The sequence below is a fragment of the Streptomyces sp. NPDC104814 genome (assembly GCF_055583185.1).
The window spans coordinates 168279-192130 of sequence record NZ_JBVJOL010000013.1; the positions used below are offsets into that span (position 1 = coordinate 168279).

Below are 23852 nucleotides of genomic sequence, written 5' to 3' on the forward strand. Positions count from 1 at the left end.
GGCCGTGCGGTCGCGCACCCGGCGGCCCCGGCCGGATCCCTCGGCCGCGCTCTCGCCCCCGTGGGCGTTCCCTGTCACGATCTTGTCTGACGTGAACGCCCACGATCACCGGAGAGCGCATGACGACCGACAGCCCTGGGACGGACGGGACGACGCCGGTGTCCGGTCTGGAGGTGCGGCCGGTCGCCGGGTACATCGGGGCCGAGATCGGCGGGGTCGATCTGGCCGGGCAACTGGACGAGGCGGCCATCGCGGCGATCCGCGCGGCCGTACTGCGCTGGAAGGTGGTGTTCTTCCGCGGGCAGCACCTCGACCACGCCGCCCATGTCGCCTTCGCGCGCCGGTTCGGGGATCCGGTCGTGCTCCCCAGGCGGGGCAGCGCCTCCCCGGCCGGCGTACCCGAGATCGAGACCACCGCCGACCGGCTGGAACTGGGCGGACGGTTCGGCATGGAACACGACGAGTGGCTACGGCGGCGCCGCCACACCCTGCTGCGCGGCTGGCACTGCGACCACGGCGCCCGCGTCGACCCGCCGGCCGCGACGATCCTGCGCGCCGAGACGGTACCGCCCTACGGCGGCGACACCACCTGGTCCAACCTGGCCGCCGCCTACGCCGGACTGTCCGCGCCCGTGCGGGACTTCGTGGACGGGCTGCGGGCCGAGCACCGCCTCGGCGTCGGCTACCAGCCACGGCCCGGCGACGACGCCTACGTCCGCCACCTGCTCGACCACCAGACCGCGACCGAGCATCCGCTGGTGCGGGTCCACCCGGAGACGGGCGAGCGGATCCTCTTCGTCAACGGCTACTACGTCGAGCAGATCACCGGGCTCTCCCGCCACGAGAGCCGTGCGGTCCTCGACATGCTCCTGGAGCAGGCGGTCCGCCCCGAGTACACGGTGCGTCTGCGCTGGGAGCCGGGCACCGTCGCCTTCTGGGACAACCGGGCCACCGTCCACCTCGCGCCCGCCGACCACGCCCACGTCGGCCACCCGCGGATCATGCACCGGGTGATGCTCGCCGGGGACGTGCCCACCGGGGTCGACGGCCGGCCCTCGCAGGCGATCACCGGGAGCGCGCCCGGCCGCTGGTAGGTCAGGCCGCGGGCCGCCACCCCAGCGCCGGTCCGAGCCTGGTCGCCGTGTCGGTGAGGATCTGCACGTAGTCCTCGTGCCCGAAGGTGAACGGCAGCGCGAACGCCACCTCGTCCACTTCACGGAACGCCGGGTCGGCGTGCAGGCGCGCGGCGATCTCCTCGGAGGTGCCGACCAGGTCGGGAGCGAACAGCAGCCGCCCGGGCCCCTGCGGGGACGCCGTCCGCGGCAGGCGCGCCGCCGCGTACGCCTCGTACCGGGCGCGCTGCTCGGGTGTGGCGGAGTCCGTCGGGACGACGACCAGCCCCTGCGAGACCCGCGCGGCCTCGCCGTCCGGATGGGCGGCCCGGAAGGCGCGGATCAGATCGCGCTGGATCCGCGCGAAGTCCCATGGACCGTCCCGGTCCTCGGCCTTGACGACGCTGCTGGTGAGCAGGTTCATCCCGTGCTCGCCGGCCCACCGCGCCGACCGCAGGCTGCCGCCGCCGTACCAGAACCGGCCGGCGAGGCCGGGGGAGTACGGCTGGACCCGGTCCGAGAAGGTCTCGATGCCCTCCCGCCCGCTGAAGTCCGTGACCGGCTTGCCCCGCACCGCGTCCAGCAGCCGCTCCAGCCGCCCGTAACCGAAGTCCTCGGCCTCGGCGCTGTCCGGGTACAGGGCGTCCTTGACCTGGTCGTAGTGGATCGGCGGCCCCACGCTGACGCCCGGGTTGAGACGGCCACCGGACAGGACGTCCACCGTCGCCAGGTCCTCCGCCAGCCGCAACGGGTTCTCCCAGCCCAGCGGGATCACCGCGGTGCCCAGCTCGATGCGCCGGGTGCGCTGCGAGGCCGCCGCCAGCACGGCGACCGGCGACGAGATGCCGTACTGCAGATGCCGGTGGCGCACCCAGGCGCTGTCGAACCCGAGCCGTTCACCGAGCTCGATCAGTTCCAGCGTCGACGCGTGGCCGGGGCCGGGATCGGCCTCGTCGAACAGGCCGATCGTCAGAAAGCCGAGCTTGCGCAGGGGGCGTGCGGCGGGTGGCACGGGCACCTCCGTCGTCCGGGCACCTCCGTGCCGTCCACGATCTCGCGCCGATCCTACGATCCGGACATTGCGACGGTATGAACGGTTGCGCGGGACCGGACGCGAGCCGGGTCAGTCCAGCGGATCCAGGGTCAGATACGCCTGCCGCGGAGCGCCGTCCTGCACCAGTGACTCGTGGTGCCCCACGTCGTCGAAGGCGAAGGCGTACGCCGTGCCGTCGGCCATGCGGTCGTGGATGATCCGGGCGTAGTGGTTGGTCACCGGGTCCTGGTAGAAACCGGCGGCCGAGGTGTCCGGCTGGCTGGGGTTGGTCAGCAGCGTGGTGCGGTTGAAGCCCGCGCACAGTGTGCGCGAGATCGGCCCGCGCACCGCGTCGTTGGGGGCGTCGAGCAGCTTGTGGCAGCCGAAGACACTGTCCGCGTCCGGCTTGGCGAACGACGTGACGACCGCGCCCGTGCCGTCCGTGAAGTTCATGACGCCGCCGGAGACCCGGCCGTAGAACTTCTTGCCGGGCTGGTCGGCGAACGGCGTCACGGTCAGCGTGGAGGCGGCGTACTTCTGCCAGACCCGGTCGATGTAGTCGTCCATCACGGACGCCGGAAGCGCCCCGCTCTCCAGCCCGTGCCCCGGGGACAGCGCCCGCAGCGCCGTACCGTCGGACCGGGTCTGGATCAGCTTGCCCCAGCCGCCCGGCTGGGCCCGCAGCGCGTCGAACACGGCCCGGTACCCGCCCGCCTTGAGGTGCCCGGTGCTCACCGTGCTGCCGTCGGACCGCTGCACCCCGACGGCGTACGGCGCGGAGAACATGTCCACCTGGGTGCTGTTGAGCCACAGACCGCCGTCGTTCAGCGTGTACTCGGACCAGTTGAAGAGGATGTCCCGGTTGGGGTCGCTCGGGTTCTGCACCGCCGGCTGCACCAGACCGCCGGTCGCCAGCCGGAAGTCCAGCTTGCGGCCGTAGGAGAAGTAGATCCGGCCGGACAGCTTCGGAATGCGGATCGTCTTCGACTGCCCGGCGGCCGGCCCCGGGATCGACGCGTCCGGCGCGGGCACGGGCGGGACACCGCCGGCCGGCCACGGGTGGAAGGCGCCGCCGGCGTCCGCCCAGCCCTGCTGACCGGTCGTCAGCAGCGTGCCCAGGGTGTAGACGTACACGGACTCCGGGCGGCCGGAGTTGTTCTTCAGTGTGAGCGGGATCGTGTCCGGCACCGAGGCGTGCGCCGTCGACGGCGCCTGCACGGCGACGACACCACCGATCAGGGCTGCTGCCGCCGTCGCGGCGAGGACCCGGTGCTTCAGGCGTGCGAGCACGCTGCACCTCCGTACGGTGTGGGGGGAGTTGCGGCCGCGGACTTGGTCCGGACCGATCTGAGAGCGCTCTCAGAGTTGCGTCGAGACGCGCTCATGTCAACAACCCGCACACAAGAAGGACGCCCGCGGCGCTACGGCCACGGGCGTCCCGCCGGGATCACCGCTCGCCGAACGTGCGCTGAAGAAGGCCGAACAGCGCGACCCAGTGCCGCTGCGCACCCTCTTCCTGGTACGCGGCGGTGTCCGCCTGGGTGTATCCGTGGGGCGCGCCCGGGTAGACCTCGCAACGGTGCCGGACGCCCGCCGCGGTGAGCGCGTCCTCCAGCCGCCGCATCTGCTCGGGGCCCATGGACGGGTCCTGGTCGGCGTGCCCGAAGTACAGCTCCGCCTTCACCCGGTCCGCCACCAGGTGGGGGCTGTCCGGGGCGTCGGTCGCGAGCCGCCCGCCGTGGAAGCCGGCCGCCGCGGCGACCCGGTCCGGATACGCCCCGGCCGTGCGCAGCGCGAGCCGCGCGCCCATGCAGTAACCGGTGATCGCCACGGGCCCTTCGGCCGTGTACGGCGATCCGGCGAGCCACTCCAGGTAGGCGCCGGCGTCCCGCGTCGAGCGCTCGGCGGTCAGCGACTGCATGACCGGGCGCAGCTTCTGCCACATCTCCGGACGCGCGGCCGGGTCGATGAACTCGGGCAGCTCCACGACCGGCGCGCGCCCGTGCCGGTAGAAGACGTTCGGCACCAGCACGGTGTAGCCGGCGCCGGCGATCCGGTCGGCCATGGCCTTCAGATGCGGGCGCAGCCCGAAGGCGTCCTGGTAGAGCAGGACGGCCGGACGGGGCCGCCCGTCGGCGGGGCGGGCCAGGTAGGCGTCGGCGGTGCCGTCGGGGGTCGGGATCCCGACGTCGGTTCCCTGGACGGAGGTCATGGTGCGGTCCCTCATCACGGTCGGCGGGTCCTGGCTCCGGAGGACCGGAACCCCCACATCGTTGCACACACCACGGACTTTCCCGCCCGTGCCTCCTACTCGAAGCGACTGACGTCCCCGGCACCGCGCCGTACGATCTCGGCCTCGCCTCCGGAGAAGTCGACGACGGTGGTCGGCTCCGTCCCGCACTCACCGGAGTCGAGCACCGCGTCCAGCACGTGGTCGAGACGGTCCTTGATCTCCCACCCCTGCGTCATCGGCTCCTCCTCGCCGGGCAGCAGCAGGGTGCTCGACACCAGCGGCTCCCCGAGCTCGGCGACCAGCGCCTGGGTGACGGTGTGGTCGGGGATGCGCACACCGACCGTCTTCTTCTTGGGGTGCTGCAGCATGCGCGGCACCTCCCTGGTCGCCGGGAGGATGAAGGTGTAACTACCGGGAGTCGAGGCCTTGACCGCCCGGAAGACGTCGTTGTCCACCCGCACGAACTGGCCGAGCTGCGCGAAGTCCTGGCACACCAGAGTGAAGTGGTGCCGGTCGTCGAGCTGCCGGATGGAACGGATCCGCTCCATGCCGTCACGGCTGCCGAGCCGGCAGCCCAGCGCGTAACAGGAGTCCGTCGGGTACGCGACGAGCGCGTCGTCGTTCCGGATGCTCGCGGCGACCTGGGCGATGGTGCGCGGCTGGGGGTTGTCGGGGTGCACGTCGAAGTACTTCGCCATCCGCCGAGCTTATGCCCCCGACGCCCGCACCGCCGACCACGGCCTGCCCGGCGCCTCGACGACGGGCGACGCAGGCACCCGCCGCGGCGACCTCCAACAGGATCTGACCGAACCCCGGTTGTCAGCCACGCACCGCCGGGGCGACGTGTGGGGTAATGGCGCCCGGGTACCCGCCCCGCGCACAGACGGCAACCGCTGAATCGGACGGAGGGTGCCCGCATGACCAGCAACACGGAGACCGGCGGCGTCACCGGCACGCAGGACAAGGACTACAACCTGATCTGGTACGTCGAGGCGTGCCTGAGCAACGCGCTCCGGCTGGAGAACTACATCCAGGACGCCGAGCGCGAGAAGGACACCGAGGTCGCCGACCTGTTCCGCAAGGCCCAGGCGGACAGCCGCAAGGGCGCCGAGCTGGGCAAGGAGCTGCTGCGTGCGCGGCTGAGCGGCAGCTGAACCGGCGGACGAAGAGGGGCCCTCCGGAAGAGCGGACCATTCCGGGTACCGGTGGCGTCCGCTTCCGGCCGGGTGTGGTCGAAACCACGCCGTCGACGGGGACCGGGACGACGGGGGCAGGGGCTACCGTTTTGTCCGTTCCCCTTCTCCCAGCGGCTTCGGACGGCCCCGCAGTGCACGCAGACCTCTCCCCGCTCATCGCGGCGACCTCCCACTGGCTGACCACCGCCTACCCGGCGTGCGGCGGCGCGCTCTCCTCCGCCCTGGCCGAGGTCCAGGCCCGGCAGGCCGTGACGGTAGCCGCCTGGCTGCGCTACCCGACGCTGATGGACGCCGCCCTGGTGGGAATGGCCGGGCCCGGTGGTTCCGGCAGGCTCGACTGGATCACCGGCGCGGACGGCGAGGAGGACGCCTGGCGCAGCTGGGTCGACGAGGTCGTCGCCAGCTGGGCGGCCTGCCTGCTCGTGGACGAGGAACTGGCCGCGCTGGCGGTTGCCGCGCTCATGGAGGGCGACCACGCGAACGGCCTGCCGGTGCAGTTCCGCCGCCTGGTCACCCCCGACGACGGCGACCGCCGCGCGGCCGCCCTCCTGCGCCACCCGGACCTGCTCGCCCCCGTGGCCGAACTGCACCACGCCCCCTTGCTGAACCTCCTCCGCCCGGGACAGACCCTCATCGCCTGACCAGGCCCACCAAGCAGCCGCCGCACCGCCCCGCCACGGCGTTGGTGCAGCCGCCCGCGGCGGTGAGGGGCCGGGGTGGGGGGTGTCCGCCCGCAGCGTCCGGCACCGACCAACGGCGCCCTCGTCGGAAACGGCGGGCCGGACCGAGGACGGACACCCCCACCCCGGCCCCGCCTTGACCACCGGCCGCAGGCGCGACACCAGCCCCCACCGGACGGTGACGGGCCGCCGCAGGCACAAAAGGGGCGCTGGGAACGGCGCGCCCAGCCACAACGCACCCGCAGACAAAACACAACCCCGCGCCGCAGGCACAACGCACCCGCACCCGAAAAACAACCCGGCGCCGCAGGCACAACGCACCCGTCAAGCCGCCGTACTCAGAGCCTCCCGCCCCGTCAGGTCACCCTCCGGCGGCCGAACGGCCACCGGCGTGGCCGCACGACGGTCACGCAGCAACAGCCCCGCACCGATCGTCCCGGCGATGACCAGCCCACCCGCGACGAGCGCGCCGCGCGCGCCCGCCCACTCCATGAGCAGACCGAGTGCCGGCGGGCCACCGAGACCCCACACCGTGCCGATGCTGCCCCACACACCCAGCACCCGGCCGCGCAGATGGGCCGGCGGGTCCGTCTGGAGCACGGCCGTGCCCGCGGTGTCGGACACGGACTCCACCACGGCCATCGGCAGCACCATCACCAGCAGCACCGCCAGCGACGGCGACAGCCCGGCGACCACCTGCAGCAGCCCGCCCGCGGCGGCCAGCATGCCCACCAGCCGCACCGACGGCCGGTGCAGCCGCGCCCCGAGGACCGCGCCGAGCATGCCGCCGACGGCGAGCACCGTGGAGACGGTGCCGAAGGAAGCCGCGCCGCCCGCGAGGGGACCGGTGACGAGGACGGCGAGCGTCAGCTGGTAGTTGCGGCCGAAGACCGCGCTGATCCCGGTGATCCCGGCCAGCGCCAGCAGCCGGGGCCGGCGGGCGAAGAAGGCGAGCCCCTCCCGCACGGTCATGTCCTGCCCGCCCTGCTGCCACTCGCGGCCCTGCTGCCGCTCCCGGCCCTGCCGCCGCCCCCGGCCCTGCCGCACCTCCCCGCGCTGCCCCCGCTGCCCGCGGCGCGGCACCGCAGCGAGCCGCGCGGCACCGTCGCCCCGCCCCGGCGCCCCGGGTGCGGGCCGCAGGAAGGGGATCACAGCGGCGACGAACAGGAACGACATCCCGTTCCCGGCGTACGCCGCGGCCGTCCCGAGGAACCCGACGGTGACGCCCGCCAGGGCCGCGCCGGTGAGCCGGCCGGCGTTGTGCACGAGGGCGCCCACGCCGATCGCGGAGGGTAGGTCCTCCACGGGTACGAGGTCGTTGCCGAGGAGAGCGCAGGCCGGCCCGTCGACCGTGGCGACGATGCCCGTGACGGCGGCGAGGATCATCAGCGAGGTCATGTCCAGCCGGTCCAGCGCCACGAGCAGCGCCGTGACGAAGGCGACGGCGCCGAGCAGCGCCTGGCTGACGGTGGCGGTCAGCTTCCGGGGCCAGCGGTCCACGGCCGCGCCGCCCAGAAGGCTCATGAACAGCGCGGGAGCGGCCTGTACCGACATCGAAAGTCCGGTCGCGGCGGCGGACCCGGTGATCTGCAGGACCAGCAGGTTCTGCACGGTGAGCTGCATCCAGGTGCCGGCGTTGGAGACGAAGTTCGCCAGCGACCACCAGCGCATGCCGCGGTGACGCAGCGCGCGCCAGGGCGAGCGCGACCCGCGGGACACGCTCGACCGGCGGGACAAGCGGGACCCGCGGGGACGCGCCCCGGCGGCGGTGGCGGCAGGACTGGGCAGGGTGGAGTCAGGCGAGGAAGACACAGTGCGGCACTCGAAGACGAGTCGGGGCCCTGGAGGGGCACGTCGGCGGTCACGGGGAACGCCGGCTGCGCTGCTCGGTCGTTCGGATGCCGGATCACGGCGCCGACCATCGTGACAGAAGGGGGTGCCGAGTACTGGCCATGATCCGCTCGTTGACCATGTCGTAGCCCTCAACACCCCCCGAAACCGCACCGCTTATCGTGCGAGTGGGTTTGCTCACAGAGATCGAACCGTCCCGTCGCGGCCCCCGGCAGGCGTGGCGCCCGTCACCCCATGACGCCCTCCCCGGACCACATCTGACCCCCCCGGAGCCCACGACTACCCACCAGATCCCACCAGACCCCACCCACCCCCTCCGCATCAGACGTCAGAGCATGAAATCGACTCGCAGGGGCACCCGGGAGCGGCCCTCAGCAGAGGAGCACGCACCACCAGGGAAGGAGAGTCCTTCTCATGACGTCGGCACCCACGCTCGGCCCTCCGCCACCGTGGCGCCGGGCCATGGTTACGGGCGGGGCCGGATTCCTCGGCTCGCACCTGGTCACGCGCCTGCTGGATTCAGGGGTCGAAGTCGACTGTCTCGACGATCTGTCGACGGGCCGGCCGGAGAATGTCGCCCCCCTGGCCGACCGCCCCGGTTTCCGCTTCCTCGAGCTGGACGTGGCCGACCCCGCGTGCCTCGACGTCCTCACCGGTCCTTACGACCTGGTACTGCACCTGGCCGGGCCCGCCTCGCCCGCCGACTGCCGGCGCCGCCCGCTGGAGACGCTGGACGCCGGCAGCCTCGGTACCCGTCACGCGCTCGCCGTGGCCGACCGGGACGGGGCCCGCTTCCTGCTCGCCTCCGCATGCGAGGCCTGCGAGCTCGCCGGGGGCGCCCCGGGCGCCCCGTCCACCGGCGACGGACATGCCTACGCCGACCCGGTCGACCCGTGCGGCGCCTACGCCGAGACCAAGCGCTTCTCCGAGGCGCTGGTCGCTGCCCATGCGGGGGCCCTCGGCAGCAACGCCGGGATCGTGCGGATCTTCGACACCTACGGTCCGCGTATGCGCCCCGACGACGACCGCCCGCTCTCCCGGCTGCTCGCCCAGGCCGAGCACGGCGAGCCGGTCACCGTCACTGGTGATAGCAGCCGGACCGTGGCGCTGTGCTACGTCGACGACGCCGTGGACGGCCTGCTGCGGGTGGCCGCCGGCCGTTCGGTACGGCCTGTCGACATCGGCGGCGAGGAGCAGGTGCCGATCGGGGAGCTGGCCCGCCGGGTGATCGAGCTGACCGGCTCCGGAGCGCCGCTGGAGTTCGCGGACGGCACGGCCGGTACGCCCGCTCCGCACCGGCCGGACACCGGATTCGCACGCGAACTCTTCGGCTGGCGGCCCCAGGTCCCCTGGCAGGAGGGCCTGGAACGCACCCTGGCCGCCGCGCGGCCCGCGCCCACTCCCGTGATCGTGGGCGCCGGCGGCAGCGGGTGGCTGTCGTGACGGCGCTCGTCGTACGGCTCGACGGATTCGACGGCGTCCTGCTCACGGGGCCGGCCGTGCGCGCGGTGGCCGCACGCAGCGGTGACGTCACCATGCTGTGCACCCGCGCCGGCGCGGCGGCGGCACGGCTGCTGCCGCACGTGGGCGACCTCGTCGTATGGGAACCGGCCGCACCGGAAGGCGCGGGGGACCGCGGCGAGGAACTGCTGCGGCGGTTGCGGGCGACGGCGTACGACACGGCGGTGGTCCTCACTCCGCCCGGGCACAGTCCGCTGCCCGTCGCCCGGCTGCTGCGCTCGGTGCGCGGTGCGGCCCGGATCGGGGCCGACGGGGACGAGCCCGCCGGCGTCCTCGACGTCTGCCACCGGCGCGAGCCCGGCCGCCACGAGGCCGAGGCGGCCCTCGACACGGCGGCCGCCATGGGGTTCCGGCCCCGGAGGGGCGACGACGGCCGGCTGCGGGTCGTGCCCGCGCCGGACACCGCACAGCTCACCGGGGGCAACGGTCCGTACGTGGTGCTGCACCCCGGCGCCGCGGCGCGGTCCCCCGAGTGGGGGACCGAGCGCTGTGCGCGGACCGCAGCCCTCCTCGCGGACGCCGGGCACCGGGTCGCCGTGACCGGCACCCCTCAGGAGGCCGCCGCCACCCGGCCGGTCGCCGGTGACACCGCCGTCGACCTGGGCGGGCGGACCTCGCCGCGCACGCTCGGCGGAGTGCTGCGCAACGCCGACTGCGTCGTCGCCGGGGACGCGGACACCGCGCACCTGGCGGCGGCCGTGGGCACGCCCGTCGTCACGCTGCCCTCGAAGGCGGCACCGGTGGGGGACCGGGCGCCGTACAGGGTGCCCGCGGTCCTCTTCGGGGACGACACCTGCGCCGGAGCCGAGCGTGAGGCCACGCCCGCGGACGTGGTCCAGGCCGTGCGGCGGCTGCTGACGGGGGCGGGGTGAGGAGCCCCCCACCATGTAGCCCCCACGATGTAGCCCCCACGATGTAGCGGGGACGTAGCAGGAAGGGCCCGCCGTCCCCGAAGCGGCGGGCCCTTCCTGCTACGACGTTGCAACGTCAGATGCGGCGTCAGGCGTGCTTGCCGCGGCCGGACAGTGCGTCGCGGATCCGGTCCACCAGGCCCGCGCCGGGCGCCAGCATCTTGTTGGCCGGCGGCTTGTCCGGCGCCATGGGGTGCGGACGGGTCGGAGCCGTCTTCTTCGCCTGGCGCACCTTGTCGCCGAGCTGGTCCAGCGCCTCCGGGGGGCACGCGGCGCGCAGCTTGGGGAAGAGGTTGCCCTCCTCGTCGGCCACGTGCGAGCGGATCTCGCTCATCAGCATGCCGATGAGCCGGTCGAACTCGGGGTCGTCGGCGTCGCAGCCCTCCAGATCCTTCATGATCTGCTCGGCCCCGGCGTGGTCCTCGAGCTCCTTGTCGGCGATGGCGTCACCGCCGGGCACGTGCTCGCGCACGGCCGGGTAGAGGTAGGCCTCTTCCGCCACCGAGTGCCGCACCAATTCCATCGTCACCTTGTCGGCGAGGAGCTTGCGGTCCTTGCTGCCGGGCGGCAGCGCCTCGATCTGGCCGAACATCCCCTCGACTTCGCGGTGATCGGTCACCAGCTCGTCGATGACGTTGCCTCCATGGCCAGCCATGTTCTTTCACCTCCGGGCAGGGCACGGCGGTCCGGGCCGGATCCGCCGTGCGCCACGAGTGCCCCGTCACCCCCGGCGGCTAACGCCCCGCAGCGGCCGGTGACACGGCGCGCCGCGGGTGCGTCCATTGGACACAGCGGCGTGCGGGGAGGGGGCGCTGCGGGACATTCCGTCGAGTGCGCCGACGGCCGTACGCCCGGAGAATGACCGCCGCACGTCCCATGCCCCGCCCCGGGCGCGATGAGCGCCTGTACGGAAAGGAAGGCCGATGCCGCACAGCGCAGCAGCCCGCAGCCCGCTGGCCGGAGTCCTCGTCGCCGACTTCGGACGCGTCCTGGCCGCCCCGTACGCCACGATGCTGCTGGCCGACCTCGGTGCCGACGTGATCAAGGTGGAGCATCCGGACACCGGCGACGACACCCGGGCCTGGGGGCCGCCGCACGCCCACGGTGAGGCCACCTACTACCTGTCCGTGAACCGCAACAAGCGTTCCGTCGGTCTCGATCTGCGCGACGAGAGGGACCGCGCACGCGCCCGGGAGCTGGTGCGCCGCGCCGACGTCCTGTTCGAGAACTTCCGGCCCGGGACGATGGACAAGTACGGCCTCGGTCCTGGACCGGCGCTGGAGCTCAACCCGGGCCTGGTGTACTGCTCGGTGACCGGTTTCGGCGACGGACCGGGAGCCGCCCTGCCCGGCTACGACCTGCTCGTGCAGGCGGTGGGCGGGCTGATGAGCGTCACCGGAGCCGAGCCCGGGCAGCCCGTGAAGACGGGCGTGGCCGTGGTCGACGTGCTGACCGGGCTGCACGCGGCCGTCGGGGTGCTGTCCGCCCTGCGCCACCGCGACGCCACCGGCGAGGGGCAGCATGTGCAGGTCAACCTCTTGTCCTGTCTGCTGTCCAGTCTCGTGAACCAGGCCGGCGGCTACACCCTCGCCGGCAGTGTGCCGGGCATCCTCGGCAACCGGCATCCCTCGATCGCGCCGTACGAGGTGTTCCGGGCGAAGGACCGGCCGTTCGTCGTCGCCGTCGGCAACGACCGCCAGTTCGCGGCCCTGTGCCGGGGTCTCGACGCACCGCACCTCGCCGCCGATCCGCGCTTTGCGAGCAACGCCGACCGGGTGGCCCACGTCGACGCGCTCGCCGAGCTGCTGGGCACGCTGCTGGCCGAGCGCACCGCGGCCGACTGGTCCGACCGGCTCACCCCGCTCGGCGTGCCGTGCGGGCCGGTCAACGACGTGGCCCAGGCGTTCGACCTGGCGGACACGCTCGGCCTGCGTCCCCGCGCGACGGTGACCGCACCCGACGGCACACCGATGGACCTGGTCGCCAACCCGATCGGCCTCTCCCGCACGCCGCCCCGTTACGACAGGCGCCCGCCCCGGCTGGGCGAACACACGGACGACATCCGCGCATGGCTGGACAGCTGACAGCTGACAGCTGGCAGCCCCCGGCTCCCCCCGTCCTCCCGGCTCCCCCCGTCCTCCCGGCTCCCCGGCACCCGGCTCCCCGGCACCCGGCTCCCCGGCCTCCCGGCTCCCCGGCCTCCCGGGCCACCGGCCCCCCGGCCCCCCGGCCGGGGCTCACGCGGACCCGTTCCCGCTCGACCGCCACAGCCGCCCGGTCAGGCCCACCGGATTGCCGGCCGGGATCAGCCCGCTGCTCACGACCCGCCGGGCCAGGGGCTCCAGCAGGCCCGCGAGGCGCAGGGACGCGTCCTCGCCGAGGGTCTGCCACGGCTGCTGCGCGGCCGCGTCGGTGCGTGCCTCCACCGCCTCGCGCAGCGCCGTGCCCTCGGCGGTGAGGGCGCCCGCCGGGTCCAGCAAGCCGCGGTCGCGCAGCGCCTCCTGCGCGGCCTGCCAGGTCGTGAGGTCCCATTTGCGGCCCTCCCGCAGCAGCGCGGCGTCCGACTCGCCGGCCGAGGCCTTGAGGACCATCGCCTCGACGGGGCTGATCCCGCTGGTGACCAGCGCGGCGACATGGCCGTCGCCGCGGTGTTCGCGCAGCGTGGTCAGCGCCTGCCACAGGCGTACGTGCGGCAGCCGGGGCGCGGGCAGGGCCCGGTTCGCGGCGCCGAGCACCCGGCCGGCCGTGTCCGCGCCCGCCGCCGCGGCCCAGGCCAGCTCCGCCGCCTCGGCCACCTCGGGCGAGGCCACGGTGTCCGCGCCCAGCACCCGGGACATCGCGGCGGCCATGGCCTCCTCCCGCGCCGCGAGCACGGCCTCGGGAGCGGCGTACCGCCACGCGTCCGGCAGCGCCCGTGCCACCCGGTCGGCGTGGAAGACGTAGAAACTGCTGGTCACGACCGGTGCCGCCACGGGACCGAGGGGGGCGGCGCGCAGCGCGAAGTAGCCCATCCAGAAGCCGCGCAGACCGAGGCCGTCGGTGGCCTGCCGGGCCTCGGGGGCGAAGTAGAGCAGGTCGTGCACCGGTTCGTACCGCTCCCACAGCACCCGCGCCGTTTTCTCGCTCACGCCGTCCTCCTGTCCTCGGCCGTCGTCCTCCGGCACCGGCGGTGCGGGACCCGGGCTCTACGCGACATCGTCACTGACAGCAGCATCCGTCATGACGGCTGTCATAACAAGCGTTCCTCGCCGCGGGCCGTCGGTGCTCTGTCGACCGGGCGGCGCGGGCCGTACACTCCCAAAGCGCCCACATACGGGCGTAGTTGACGGGGGGAGCCGCCATGTCCGGGTATCCGTACGGCCCGAGCGGGCCACAGGCCGTGCCGCCACCGCCGCCCATGCCCCCGGGGCCACCCGCCCCGCCGCCCGCGCCCGCGGACGGAGTCCGGGCCGCCGCCGTGGGCCTGCTCAACCTCTGCGGCCTCGGGCTCGGCTACGCGCTGCTGCGCCGATGGCTCCCCATGGCCGTCTGCTGGGCGGCGACCGCCGCGCTGCTCGTGGTGGCGTTGCCCGCCGACGCGGACGGCGTGCCGGGCGCCGCCCTCGTCATGTACGCCGCGCTCCTGGTGGCCGCCGCCGTCCACGGGGCCCTGGCCGGGCTGCGCACGCCGCTCGCCCGGCCGCCTCGCGCACCCGTCGCCCTGCTGCTCGGGCTGGTGCTGCTCGCCGTACCGGCCGGGGGAGCGGTGCTGTACGACCGCGCCCGCGACGAGGCCGTGGAGCGGATGCTGCTGGACCGGCTGGCGGAGGCCGACCGGTTGGTGCGGGCCGGCGGTGCGCAGCCCTTCACCACCGCCGAGTCCGGTTACCGTCAGGCCCTGACCGCCTACCACGACCTCGACGCGCAGCACCCCGGCTCCCGCGCCGCCCGCAAGGTGCCCGAACGGCTGCGCGCCTACTACGCGACGATCGGCGCGCCGTACGACCGCAAGGACTACTGCGGGGCGATCGCCCCGCTCACCTACTTGCGTACGGTGCCGCAGACGATGTCCGCCCGAAGCGTCGGCACGCTGGCCGCCTGGCCCGACGACCGGCTGGCCACCTCCCTGTACGAATGCGGGGCGACCGCGCTCGCGGGCGGCGACGCCACCTGGGCGGACCGGTTCGGCGACCTGCTGAGCGCGTTCCCCGGCTCGCCGCAGGCCGCCCGTGTGGAACCGGCGGTGCGGGACGCCGTGAGCCGGGCAGAACAGGACGTGCGCGGCAGCGACCCTTGTGCCGCCGCCGAGCGGCTGCGCGGGCTCGGCACCCGGATCACCGACCTGTCCGACCGGAGCGCGGGCGCGCGCGAGGCGCTGGCCGGGGACGCCGGGCGCGCCTCCACCGGTGCGGACGCGGGTGCGTACCCCTGCGGCGTCGACCAGTACAAGGACGGTGACTTCGCGGCGGCACAGAAGACCATGGAGGACTTCGCCGCCGGGCACCGCGGCGACCGCAACCGCGCCCTTGCCGAGAAGATCGCCATCGCCGCGGAGGTCGCCCAGACGCTGCCCGCGGCCGGCAAGCACCTGCCCACCGCGGCAGGCGGGGGCAGTATCTCCGTGACCGTCAAGAACGACAGCCCCGACGACATCCGGGTGCTGTACACCGGCCCGGTCACCGGCTCCTTCACCCTCAAGGGCTGTCCCGGCTGCACCGCCTACTCCTGGGGCAGCACCCTCAACCCGGCGTTCAAGCCGTGCAACGACAGCGGCAAGGACTATCCGCAGCGCACCCTCCAGCTGCCGCCCGGCACCACCTGGTTCGTCCACAAGCCGGTCGGCGGGACCACCACCGCGGGCTCGGACACGGCCGAGCTGTCCTCGGACTACATCTACACGGAATGCGCGTACACGACCCAGGGCCTCGGCAGCACCACGTCCTGAGATCCGCTCGGGGCGCCGGGAAGCAGCGCTGCCGTGCGGCCCGGAGCCCTACCGGGTGCTCCCGCAGGACGGGGCGTAGGGCAGTGGGGGAATGTACCGCTTCCCTTGCTCCCGGCTCAGGACACCGGAGCTCGCGGCGCAGATAGGCTGACAGCGGGCTCGACCTTCAGGTCCCAGAGGGTGGCCACGCCGTCGTCGGTCGTGGCGGCCAGGGTGTGGCCGTCCGGGCTGAACGCACCGACCCCAGGCTGCCGCCGGGTACGGTCAGGGGACTGCCCCTGCGCGTGAGGTGGTTGGGGCCGGTGGCGTTCCACAGGGTGACGGTGCCGCGGCTGTTCCCGGTGGCGAGCGTGCGGCCGTCCGGGCTGAGGGCGACCGAGGTGCTGGTTCCGGCCGGCTGGGAGACCGGCTGCCCGATGCGGACCCCGGCGTCCCTCGTACTCCACAGGCCCACCTCGCCCCGACCTTTCGCCGCCGAGCGCCGGCGCCGGCCGGCCGTCCCGGCGGACAGCAACTCCCAGGCCCGCTTCGCGGTTCGGCAGGCGACGGCCCTGGCAGGTATCGGCCGCCTCGAGGACGCCGCCGGCTCCGCGCAGCCGCAGGTGCCATCGGGCGCCCGAACCGGCTCTGCGCAGCCGCAGGTTCCGGCCGTGCGCGGTGAACTAGCTCTGCGCAGCCTTGATCAGACGCTGAGTCAAATTACTGAACCGTAACCTACCGGCCGGTACCGCCGGTAACCCCTGGCCGGATAGCGTCCGGGCAACCCACCACCAGCGGCGGCGGGCGGGCGGTTCGTGGGGCGACGGACCCCGCGCGCCGCCGGCTCCCGGGTGCCCGGGCGACGCGCGGCTCCCGGCACACCCGGAGGCTTCCTGCCGGCCGCTTCACAGGAGGTTCCCCATGCCCGCATCCAGACGGCTCCTGGCCGTGGCGGTCACCGCCGCCGCCTGCCTCGGCGCCCAGGCCCTCGGGGCGACGGCCGCCCGGGCGTCGGACCCGGTCGTCTCCCGGGGTGTCACCATCCCGGCCTTCTACACCCCGCCCGCCACCCTGCCCCACGCCGACGGCACCCTCGTGCGCAGCGAACCGCTCCCGCTGGCCCTGAGCCTGCCCAGCCTGCACGGGCCGCTGCCCGGGACGGCGACGCGGCTCATGTACAAGTCGACCGACGCCAACGGGCGGCCCATGGCCGTCACCGGCGCCTACATCGAGCCGACGGCCGCCTGGAAGGGCGACGGACCCCGCCCGCTCGTCGTGGTCGCACCCGGCACGATGGGCCAGGGCGACCAGTGCGCCGCCTCCCTCGGTCTGGAGCACCCCCTGCGGTTCAACGGCCGTACCGTCTCCGTCGGCTACGAGGACGTCTCCGTCTACCGTCTGCTGGCCGCCGGAACCGCCGTCGTCGTCACCGACTACGCGGGCCTGGGCGCCACCGACCGGCTGCACACCTACGTCAACCGGGTGGACGAGGCCCACGCCGTCCTGGACGCCGCCCGCGCCGCCCGCTCGGTGCGCGGGGCCTCGGTCGGCGCCGCCTCCCGGGTCGGCCTGTTCGGCTACAGCCAGGGCGGCGGGGCCACCGCAGCGGCCGCCGAGCTGCAGCCCGTGTACGCCCCCGACGTGCACCTCGCCGGAACCTACGCCGGAGCGCCGCCCGCCGACCTGACCGAGGTCACGAAGGGGATCGACGGCACGGAACTGACCGGCGCGCTCGGCTGGTCGCTCAACGGCTTCCTGCAGTCCGACCCGTCGCTGAAGCCCCTCGCCGACGCGCACCTCAACGCCGCCGGCCGGGCGGCGCTCGCCGACCTGTCCACCATGTGCGTCGGCGACGCCATCTTCCGCTACGGCTACCAGCGCAGCAGCCGCTGGACGACCGACGGCTCCACGCTCGGCGAGATCATCGCGGCCACGCCCAGGCTCCAGGCGTTTCTCGACACCCAGCGGATCGGCAAGCTGAAGCCGGTCGGCCCGGTGCGGGTGGCGACGGGCGTCAACGACAACCTCGTGCCGCACGCCCAGGCGCGCCGGCTCGCCGTCGACTGGTGCGCCCTGGGCGCCGACGTGACGTACCGGCCGGTGAACCTGCCGAACCTGGTCAGCCCGCTGATCAACCACTTCGGACCGCTGCTGGCCGACCAGGGCGACGCGGTGTCCTGGCTGACCGACCGGCTCGCGGGCCGGCCCGCGACGAGCACCTGCGCGCGTCTGCCGGGGCAGCGCTGAAAAGTGCGGGAGGGGATGCGCGGCGGGCATGGGCGGGTGATCCTTGACCCATGTCCGCGCAGCGCCCCGTGATCGTGCACCCGCCGTCCCCGACGGGGGGACGGCGGGTGCGGGTGGACGGCGAGATCCTCGGTCTCGCGCACAGCCAGGCGGACGTCGTGGAGTTCCTGCGCCGGGCGGGCCTGGAGATCGAAGCCGACGAACTGGCCGACTCCCCGCTGATCGACTGGCGCGGCGTGAGCCCGGACGACTGGGGCACCGACCGCCCGTGAGCCCGGCCCCGCCCATTTTCCCTGGGCGCCTGGAGGTGGACGCCGCCCCGCCTCTTTCCGTGGGCGCCCGGAGGTGAACCCAACCCCGCCTCTTCCGTGGGCGCCCGGGGTGAGCCTGACCCCGGCCCGGCAAGTACGCACCAGCCTTGTCCGTGACGCCCGGAGCCCGGCCCCGCCCGGCACCTCCGGCGCGGTCCCTTCCGCGGATGCGCGAATACGCGGGCGCCCTGGCGTGCCGCGTCCGGTCAGCCGTGCCTGCGCCGGTCCAGCCGGGCCGTCAGCTGCGCCCGCAGGTCCGCGGGCAGGGCGCCGGTCCGGCCCCAGGCGACGACCAGTTCGGCCACCCGGCGCAGCTTGATGTTGGTGTACATCGACGTCTCGCGCAGCGCGTCCCACGCATCGGCCGGCGACACGCGGCTGACCGCGACGACGACACCGATCGCCTGGTCGATCACGGCGTGCGAGGTCACGGCCCGCTTCAGCTGCTCCACGGTCTCGGTCAGCTCACGGATGCGCTCGGCCGCGTCCTGCGGCCGGGTGCGCTCGGCTGCGTTCTCCGGCTCCCGGAGCGCACCGGGGAGCCGCTCGGCATGGACGTCCACATGGCCTCCGCGGTCATCGGAAGGGTGTCTGCGGCCCAGTGTCATGCGCCTGCCCCGGAAGGGCACGGGGCAAGCGCGACGGCGTCGGGACGACACCGAACGCCACACCCCCCGCGCCGGGCCTCCTCCACCGTCACATCACAGGCCGCACTCGGCAACAGCGGCACCCCGCAACGGCGAAGACCCGCATGTTTTCACAACTCTTTGCCCATGGCCGATTCCTGACGACCACGCCCCGAGGCTGAGCCCGAGCAGGCTTTCGCATACGTAAAGCGCGGCCGAAAACCCGAGGTCGTCCACGCCGTGCGGCCGGCGGCCACGTTGACCGCCACCTGGCCGATGACGCACGGTCGGGATGTAGATGGTTCATACAATTGGTTCGTCGGGGCAACCGAGCCGATCACGAAAGCCCAGGTCGGAGCGGTGCCCGGGCGCACCTGAAGCAGGAGGCAGGGACATGTGCGGCATCACCGGCTGGGTCTCCTTCGACCGTGACCTCGGCACCGAGCGCACCGCTTTGGACGCGATGACCGAGACGATGGCCTGCCGCGGCCCCGACGACGTCGGCACCTGGGCCCAGGGCCCGGCCGCTCTGGGGCACCGCAGGCTCGCCATCATCGACCTGCCCGGCGGGCGCCAGCCGATGACCGCCGGCACACCCGAGGGCATCGTCGCCCTCGTCTACTCCGGCGAGGCCTACAACTACACCGAGCTGCGCCGCGAACTCACCGGCCGCGGCCACCGGTTCACCACCGACTCCGACACCGAGGTGGTCCTGCGCGGCTACCTGGAATGGGGCGAGGCCCTCGCCGAACGGCTCAACGGCATGTACGCGTTCGCCGTCTGGGACGCCCGCCGCGACAAGCTCGTGATGGTCCGCGACCGCATGGGCATCAAGCCCTTCTACTACCACCCCACCTCCGACGGCGTGCTGTTCGGCTCCGAACCCAAGGCCATCCTCGCCAACCCGCTCGCCCCGGCCCGGGTGCGTCTGGACGGACTGCGGGAGCTCTTCACCGCGATCAAGACGCCCGGGCACGCCGTCTGGGACGGCATGCACGAGGTCGAGCCCGGCACCGTCGTCACCGTCGACCGCTCCGGCCTGCGCACTCGCTCCTACTGGCGCCTCGAGACCCGGCCGCACACCGACGACCGTGACACCACCGTCGCGATCGTGCGCAGCCTGCTCGAGGACATCGTGCGCCGCCAGCTCGTCGCCGACGTGCCCCGCTGCACGCTGCTCTCCGGCGGCCTCGACTCCTCCGCCATGACCGCGCTCGCCGCCCGGCAGCTCGCCGAGCACGGCGAGACGGTGCGCAGCTTCGCCGTCGACTTCGCCGGCCAGAGCGAGAACTTCGTCGCCGACGAACTGCGCGGCACCCCCGACACCCCGTTCGTGCACGACGTGGCCCGCACCGCGCACACCGAGCACCAGGACATCGTGCTCGACGCGCAGGCACTCGCCGACCCGGAGGTGCGGGCGAGGGTGATCCGCGCCCGCGACCTGCCCGCGGGCCTCGGCGACATGGACGCCTCCCTGTACCTGCTGTTCCGGTCGATCCGCGAGCACTCCACCGTCGCCCTGTCCGGCGAGTCCGCCGACGAGGTCTTCGGCGGGTACCTGCAGTTCTTCGACGAGGAGGCGCGCCGCGCCGACACCTTCCCCTGGCTGGTGCGCATGGGCCGGCACTTCGGCGAGGACACCCAGGTGCTGCGCCCCGACCTGCTGCGCTCGCTCGACCTGTCCGGATACGTCGCCGACGGCTACCGCACCGCCGCCGCCGGCGTCGAACGCCTCTCCGGGGAGAGCGACTTCGAGTACCGGATGCGGCAGATCTGCCATCTGCACCTCACCCGGTTCGTCCGCGTCCTCCTCGACCGCAAGGACCGCACCAGCATGGCCGTCGGCCTGGAGGTGCGCGTGCCGTTCTGCGACCACCGGCTCGTCGAGTACGTCTACAACACGCCGTGGGCGCTGAAGTCCTTCGACGGCCGGGAGAAGAGCCTGCTGCGCGAGGCCACCGCCGACCTCCTGCCGAAGTCCGTCTACGACCGGGGCAAGAGCCCGTACCCGTCCACCCAGGACCCGAAGTACGCGGCGGCCCTCCAGGAGCACGCCAAGGACCTGCTCAGCCGCCCCTCCCATCGGGTGTTCGACCTGGTCGACCGCGACCGTGTGCGCCGGATGGCCGAGCGCGACGAGCCGGTGAGTGCGCAGGCCGAGCGGCGCGGCCTGGAGCGCACCCTCGACCTGGCGATGTGGCTGGACATGTACTCACCCGAGATCGTCCCGAGCTGACGTCTCCACCGGCGCCCGGCCCGCCGCCACCCACCGGTGCGCCCCACCCACGGTCACGGCACGTCGTGCGTCACCGCCACCGGGCCGAAGGCGATCCGGGTGCGCGCGTCGTCCGCCCAGACCACGTCCACCTGGCGGTCCGTCACCGTCACGGCCGTCACCGCCTCCGCCAGGGCGGGGCCGTCCCCCGTGCCGAGCGCCGCCAGGCAGACGTGCAGGGACGTGCCCCCGGCCTCACCGGTGAGCCGCGGCACCTCCGCCCAGCGCGTGTACGCCGTGCCCTGCGGTGCGCGGACGGTGCCGGCCGGGCCGTCGAACCCGTACAGCGGGTGCAGTGCGGAGACGAGGTCCTCCTCCGGGCCGGTGGCCCAGCCCGTCTGGGTGACGCCCGTCCCGGCCGGCGCGCCGAGCACGCGGTGCACCCGCAGCTCGTACGGCCCCCTGGCCACCGTCACGCTCTCCACCCGCAGCCCCGGCACCGTCGGCGGGCCGCCCGTGAACACCGGCCGGTGCCAGGACGCGGCCCAGCCCCAGCCGTCACCGTGCCCCGCGCCGAGCGGACGCAGCCGGCGCCGCACGCTGCCGTGGCCGCCGACCCGCACCGACAGATGGTTGTCGGCGACGTTGTCCGGCGCGGTCGGCCCGGTCCGCGTCGAGTACGCCTGCCGCCCGTAGTGCGGGTCGGCCTCGGCCGCCGTCTCGCCCTCGTGCGGGCGCACATGGTCGCTGCCGTGGTTGTGCAGCCGTACGATCCCGTCGGCCCGCGTCGCCTGGACCAGCAGCCCCGGCGCGGGCAGCGCCAGCACCCGGTCGGCCTCCTCGACCGGCGCGGACTCCTCCCGCGCGGTCCACAGCGCGTGGTCCGCCGGGGCGAGCAGCGCGACGAACGCCTTGGACGCCCAGTACGGGGAGGCGGGACCGGAGTAGGGCTGCAGGCTCGCCTCGTGCGGCCCGTGCCAGCCGAGCGTCAGCAGCCCGTCCTCGCTCAGCGCCCCGCGCTCCAGGAAGTATGTGAGGCTGCCGTTCGCCAGGCGCCGCGAGACTCCGGGCGCGAGCGGGGTGTGCCCGGTCAGCGCGCCCAGCGAGACCGCCGCCGACGCCGCGAAGCGGTACGTCAGCGAGCGGCCGAAGTGCAGCGGCGCCCCGTCGGAGCCGAACATCAGGGCGTAGCCGTCCAGGTGCTCGCGCAGCCGGGCGCCGTAACGCTCCAGCAGGTCGCGGTCGCCGGACAGATGGGCGTCCAGCACCGGGTACAGGTGCAGCGCCCAGCCGTTGTAGTGGTCGAAGGCCCGCCCGTCGCCGTCGGCGTACCAGCCGTCGCCCCGGTACCAGTCCTCCATCAGCTCCAGCGCCCGCTGCCGCGCGGCAGCGGTCTCCGCGTCCCCGCGGCCCACCGATTCCAGGAACCCGGCGACGGTGTACGGGAACAGGTACCAGTTGTTCGGCGCGGGCGTGTGCCGCAGCGCCCCGCGCAGCCACTCCTCCGCGCGGTCCTGCACCCCGGCGTCCAGCTGCTTCCACAGCCAGGGCGCGGTCAGCCGGAGGCCGAGGGCGACGGAGGCGGACTCCACCATCGGCTGGCCCTGCACGTCGTGGTCGAGGATCAGCGGCCACGATTCGGTGTCGTCCCGCCCGGCGGTGCGGGTGCCCGCGGTGAGGCCCTCGGCGTACCGCTCCAGCCAGCCGTGCGGGTCCTCGCCGCCCGCGCCCGCCACCCGGAAGGCGGCGGCGAGGAACGTGCGGGCGTACCCCTCCAGGCCGTCGGAGCGCACCCCGGAACGGGAGGGCCGGCCGGGCAGGTCCAGCAGCGCGCCGCCCGGCGTGCGCCACCGCCAGGCAGCGGTGAGGAGCCCGTCCGCCACCGCTTCCCAGTGGGCGCGCGTGTAACCGGTGTGCGGGCTGGACGCCCGGTCCTGCGGCGGCAGTTCGAAGGGGATGCTCATGCGAGGAAGGCCAGCCTTTCGCGTCGTACGGGATGGAGGAAGCCGGCGCCCGAGGCCCAGCGGGCCGTCTCGGCGACGGCCAGATCGGCCAGGCGGCGCCACTCGTTGCCCTGGGAACCGGCCAGATGCGGGGTGATCAGGGCGTTCTCGCAGTCCCACAACGGATGGTCCGGTGGCAGCACTTCGGGATCGGTGACGTCGAGGACGGCGCGGATGCGGCCGGCCAGCACGGCGTCGGTCAGCGCGTCCTGGTCGATCACCGCGCCCCGGGCGGTGTTGATCAGCACCGCGTCCGGCCGCATCGAGTCGATCAGCGGACGGCTCACCAGGCCCCGTGTCGTCGGCAGCAGCGGCGTGTGCACGCTGACGGTGTCCGCCCGCCGGAACAACTCGTCCAACTCCACCGGCCGTACGCCCAGTTCGATGGCGTCGGCGTCGGTGACGTACGGGTCGTGCAGCAGCACCTCGACGTCGTGCGGACGCAGCAGTTCCACGACCCTGCGGCCGATGAGCGACGCGGAGAGGATGCCGACGGTGCGGTGGTGGTTGCCGACCGAGCGGGGCGTCGCCAGCGCGTCCATGCGGTGGCGCGCCGCGCGGTACTCACGGGCCCGCTCCAGGGCGCGCTTGCCGGTCAGCAGGATCATGGACAGCGTGTACTCGGCCACCGGCAGGGCGTTGGCCGCGGCCGCCGAGGACACCTCGATGCCGCGCTCCCAGCAGCCGTCGGTGACATGCCCGCGCACACTGCCCGCGGTGTGCACGACGGCCCGCAGCCGGGGCGCCGCCGCGAGGACCGCCTCGTTGAGCGGCGGGCAGCCCCAGCCGGTGACCAGCACTTCGGCCTCGGCGAGCAGGGACCGGGCACGGTCGGTGGTCAGGTCGTCGAGCGCCGGCGGGGGAGCGAGGTCGCAGACCCGGCCCAGCGCGGCCAGCGAGTCGGGGTCCAGCACAGCCGCGGCGGCGGCCCGGGACATGGCGAGGACGGCGCGCGGGTGGAAGCCGGGGCCCGGCGATGACACGGTCATGGATCTCCTGTCGTGCGCGGC

At 74.1% G+C, this 23852-nt stretch carries 20 protein-coding genes; 10 read left to right on the forward strand and 10 right to left on the reverse strand.

The window, feature by feature from the left end:
• Positions 1-119 precede the first annotated feature (119 nt).
• The gene (locus tag ACZ64A_RS33145; protein WP_469815632.1) at positions 120-1094 is read left to right on the forward strand and encodes a TauD/TfdA dioxygenase family protein; all 975 of its coding nucleotides are present in this window, start codon (positions 120-122) and stop codon (positions 1092-1094) included.
• A gap of 1 nt (position 1095) precedes the next feature.
• Here the strand turns inward: ACZ64A_RS33145 and ACZ64A_RS33150 are convergent, their stop codons facing one another.
• The 4 genes from ACZ64A_RS33150 to ACZ64A_RS33165 all read right to left on the reverse strand — a co-directional run bounded on the left by ACZ64A_RS33150 (position 1096) and on the right by ACZ64A_RS33165 (position 5076).
• Positions 1096-2124, reverse strand: a complete 1029-nt coding sequence (locus tag ACZ64A_RS33150; RefSeq protein ID WP_469815633.1) for an LLM class flavin-dependent oxidoreductase — start codon at positions 2122-2124, stop codon at positions 1096-1098.
• A gap of 111 nt (positions 2125-2235) precedes the next feature.
• The gene (locus ACZ64A_RS33155) at positions 2236-3435 is read right to left on the reverse strand and encodes a glycoside hydrolase family 64 protein (protein WP_469815634.1); all 1200 of its coding nucleotides are present in this window, start codon (positions 3433-3435) and stop codon (positions 2236-2238) included.
• 157 nt (positions 3436-3592) lie between these two features.
• A complete protein-coding gene (locus ACZ64A_RS33160; RefSeq protein WP_469815635.1) occupies positions 3593-4357 on the reverse strand; it encodes a dienelactone hydrolase family protein in 765 nt (254 codons plus the stop codon).
• A 95-nt stretch (positions 4358-4452) separates the two neighbouring features.
• The gene (locus tag ACZ64A_RS33165) at positions 4453-5076 is read right to left on the reverse strand and encodes an L-threonylcarbamoyladenylate synthase (RefSeq protein ID WP_469815636.1); all 624 of its coding nucleotides are present in this window, start codon (positions 5074-5076) and stop codon (positions 4453-4455) included.
• 219 nt (positions 5077-5295) lie between these two features.
• Between ACZ64A_RS33165 and ACZ64A_RS33170 the strand changes: the two genes are divergently transcribed.
• Positions 5296-5532 carry a hypothetical protein gene (locus ACZ64A_RS33170; protein WP_361632579.1) on the forward strand — a complete coding sequence of 79 codons (237 nt, stop codon included), beginning with the start codon at positions 5296-5298 and terminating at the stop codon, positions 5530-5532.
• Between the two features lie 173 nt (positions 5533-5705).
• A complete protein-coding gene (locus ACZ64A_RS33175; RefSeq protein ID WP_469815637.1) occupies positions 5706-6215 on the forward strand; it encodes a hypothetical protein in 510 nt (169 codons plus the stop codon).
• Between the two features lie 363 nt (positions 6216-6578).
• Here the strand turns inward: ACZ64A_RS33175 and ACZ64A_RS33180 are convergent, their stop codons facing one another.
• Entirely contained in the window at positions 6579-7925 is a 1347-nt protein-coding gene (locus ACZ64A_RS33180; protein WP_469815664.1) for an MFS transporter, read from the reverse strand.
• Between the two features lie 642 nt (positions 7926-8567).
• Between ACZ64A_RS33180 and ACZ64A_RS33185 the strand changes: the two genes are divergently transcribed.
• Together ACZ64A_RS33185 and ACZ64A_RS33190 are read left to right on the forward strand one after the other, a co-directional pair.
• Complete coding sequence (locus tag ACZ64A_RS33185; protein ID WP_469815638.1) at positions 8568-9548, forward strand: NAD-dependent epimerase/dehydratase family protein; 981 nt, start codon at positions 8568-8570, stop codon at positions 9546-9548.
• Complete coding sequence (locus ACZ64A_RS33190) at positions 9545-10498, forward strand: glycosyltransferase family 9 protein (RefSeq protein ID WP_469815639.1); 954 nt, start codon at positions 9545-9547, stop codon at positions 10496-10498. Before ACZ64A_RS33185 ends, ACZ64A_RS33190 begins: the two co-directional genes overlap by 4 nt.
• 127 nt (positions 10499-10625) lie before the next feature.
• On the opposite strand, the gene ACZ64A_RS33195 is transcribed toward ACZ64A_RS33190, so the two are convergent.
• Positions 10626-11192 (reverse strand): hemerythrin domain-containing protein, encoded by a 567-nt coding sequence (locus ACZ64A_RS33195; protein ID WP_469815640.1) that lies wholly within the window; start codon positions 11190-11192, stop codon positions 10626-10628.
• 268 nt (positions 11193-11460) lie between these two features.
• Between ACZ64A_RS33195 and ACZ64A_RS33200 the strand changes: the two genes are divergently transcribed.
• Positions 11461-12621, forward strand: coding sequence for a CaiB/BaiF CoA transferase family protein (locus ACZ64A_RS33200; RefSeq protein ID WP_469815641.1), 1161 nt, complete (start codon positions 11461-11463; stop codon positions 12619-12621).
• Positions 12622-12774: 153 nt separating this feature from the next.
• Here the strand turns inward: ACZ64A_RS33200 and ACZ64A_RS33205 are convergent, their stop codons facing one another.
• Complete coding sequence (locus ACZ64A_RS33205; RefSeq protein WP_469815642.1) at positions 12775-13665, reverse strand: SCO6745 family protein; 891 nt, start codon at positions 13663-13665, stop codon at positions 12775-12777.
• A 212-nt stretch (positions 13666-13877) separates the two neighbouring features.
• Between ACZ64A_RS33205 and ACZ64A_RS33210 the strand changes: the two genes are divergently transcribed.
• From ACZ64A_RS33210 to ACZ64A_RS33220, 3 genes are all read left to right on the forward strand, one after another.
• Complete coding sequence (locus tag ACZ64A_RS33210) at positions 13878-15461, forward strand: hypothetical protein (RefSeq protein WP_469815643.1); 1584 nt, start codon at positions 13878-13880, stop codon at positions 15459-15461.
• Positions 15462-16361: 900 nt separating this feature from the next.
• The gene (locus ACZ64A_RS33215) at positions 16362-17687 is read left to right on the forward strand and encodes a lipase family protein (RefSeq protein ID WP_469815644.1); all 1326 of its coding nucleotides are present in this window, start codon (positions 16362-16364) and stop codon (positions 17685-17687) included.
• A gap of 50 nt (positions 17688-17737) precedes the next feature.
• Positions 17738-17959: a hypothetical protein gene (locus ACZ64A_RS33220; protein WP_469815645.1), complete on the forward strand. Its 222-nt coding sequence runs from the start codon at positions 17738-17740 to the stop codon at positions 17957-17959.
• 245 nt (positions 17960-18204) lie between these two features.
• Here the strand turns inward: ACZ64A_RS33220 and ACZ64A_RS33225 are convergent, their stop codons facing one another.
• On the reverse strand, positions 18205-18561 hold the full coding sequence (locus ACZ64A_RS33225; protein WP_469815646.1) for an ANTAR domain-containing protein: 357 nt from the start codon (positions 18559-18561) through the stop codon (positions 18205-18207).
• A 457-nt stretch (positions 18562-19018) separates the two neighbouring features.
• On the opposite strand from ACZ64A_RS33225, the gene asnB reads away from it, so the two are divergent.
• Positions 19019-20860: an asparagine synthase (glutamine-hydrolyzing) gene (gene asnB, locus ACZ64A_RS33230; RefSeq protein WP_469815647.1), complete on the forward strand. Its 1842-nt coding sequence runs from the start codon at positions 19019-19021 to the stop codon at positions 20858-20860.
• A 53-nt stretch (positions 20861-20913) separates the two neighbouring features.
• Here asnB and ACZ64A_RS33235 read toward each other — a convergent pair whose 3' ends face one another.
• Both ACZ64A_RS33235 and ACZ64A_RS33240 read right to left on the reverse strand, forming a co-directional pair.
• On the reverse strand, positions 20914-22803 hold the full coding sequence (locus ACZ64A_RS33235) for a DUF2264 domain-containing protein (RefSeq protein WP_469815648.1): 1890 nt from the start codon (positions 22801-22803) through the stop codon (positions 20914-20916).
• Complete coding sequence (locus tag ACZ64A_RS33240; RefSeq protein WP_469815649.1) at positions 22800-23831, reverse strand: hydroxyacid dehydrogenase; 1032 nt, start codon at positions 23829-23831, stop codon at positions 22800-22802. Before ACZ64A_RS33240 ends, ACZ64A_RS33235 begins: the two co-directional genes overlap by 4 nt.
• Positions 23832-23852: the final 21 nt, after the last annotated feature.

Excerpts from the sequence above, each read along its gene's own strand:
- ACZ64A_RS33145 (WP_469815632.1), top strand. The coding sequence starts at position 120 with ATGACGACCGACAGCCCTGGGACGGACGGGACGACGCCGGTGTCCGGT.
- ACZ64A_RS33160 (WP_469815635.1), bottom strand. The coding sequence starts at position 4,357 with ATGACCTCCGTCCAGGGAACCGACGTCGGGATCCCGACCCCCGACGGC.
- ACZ64A_RS33165 (WP_469815636.1), bottom strand. The coding sequence starts at position 5,076 with ATGGCGAAGTACTTCGACGTGCACCCCGACAACCCCCAGCCGCGCACC.
- ACZ64A_RS33170 (WP_361632579.1), top strand. The coding sequence starts at position 5,296 with ATGACCAGCAACACGGAGACCGGCGGCGTCACCGGCACGCAGGACAAG.
- ACZ64A_RS33180 (WP_469815664.1), bottom strand. The coding sequence starts at position 7,925 with ATGCGCTGGTGGTCGCTGGCGAACTTCGTCTCCAACGCCGGCACCTGG.
- ACZ64A_RS33185 (WP_469815638.1), top strand. The coding sequence starts at position 8,568 with ATGGTTACGGGCGGGGCCGGATTCCTCGGCTCGCACCTGGTCACGCGC.
- ACZ64A_RS33195 (WP_469815640.1), bottom strand. The coding sequence starts at position 11,192 with ATGGCTGGCCATGGAGGCAACGTCATCGACGAGCTGGTGACCGATCAC.
- ACZ64A_RS33200 (WP_469815641.1), top strand. The coding sequence starts at position 11,461 with ATGCCGCACAGCGCAGCAGCCCGCAGCCCGCTGGCCGGAGTCCTCGTC.
- ACZ64A_RS33210 (WP_469815643.1), top strand. The coding sequence starts at position 13,878 with ATGTCCGGGTATCCGTACGGCCCGAGCGGGCCACAGGCCGTGCCGCCA.
- ACZ64A_RS33215 (WP_469815644.1), top strand. The coding sequence starts at position 16,362 with ATGCCCGCATCCAGACGGCTCCTGGCCGTGGCGGTCACCGCCGCCGCC.
- ACZ64A_RS33220 (WP_469815645.1), top strand. The coding sequence starts at position 17,738 with ATGTCCGCGCAGCGCCCCGTGATCGTGCACCCGCCGTCCCCGACGGGG.
- asnB (WP_469815647.1), top strand. The coding sequence starts at position 19,019 with ATGTGCGGCATCACCGGCTGGGTCTCCTTCGACCGTGACCTCGGCACC.
- ACZ64A_RS33235 (WP_469815648.1), bottom strand. The coding sequence starts at position 22,803 with ATGAGCATCCCCTTCGAACTGCCGCCGCAGGACCGGGCGTCCAGCCCG.
- ACZ64A_RS33240 (WP_469815649.1), bottom strand. The coding sequence starts at position 23,831 with ATGACCGTGTCATCGCCGGGCCCCGGCTTCCACCCGCGCGCCGTCCTC.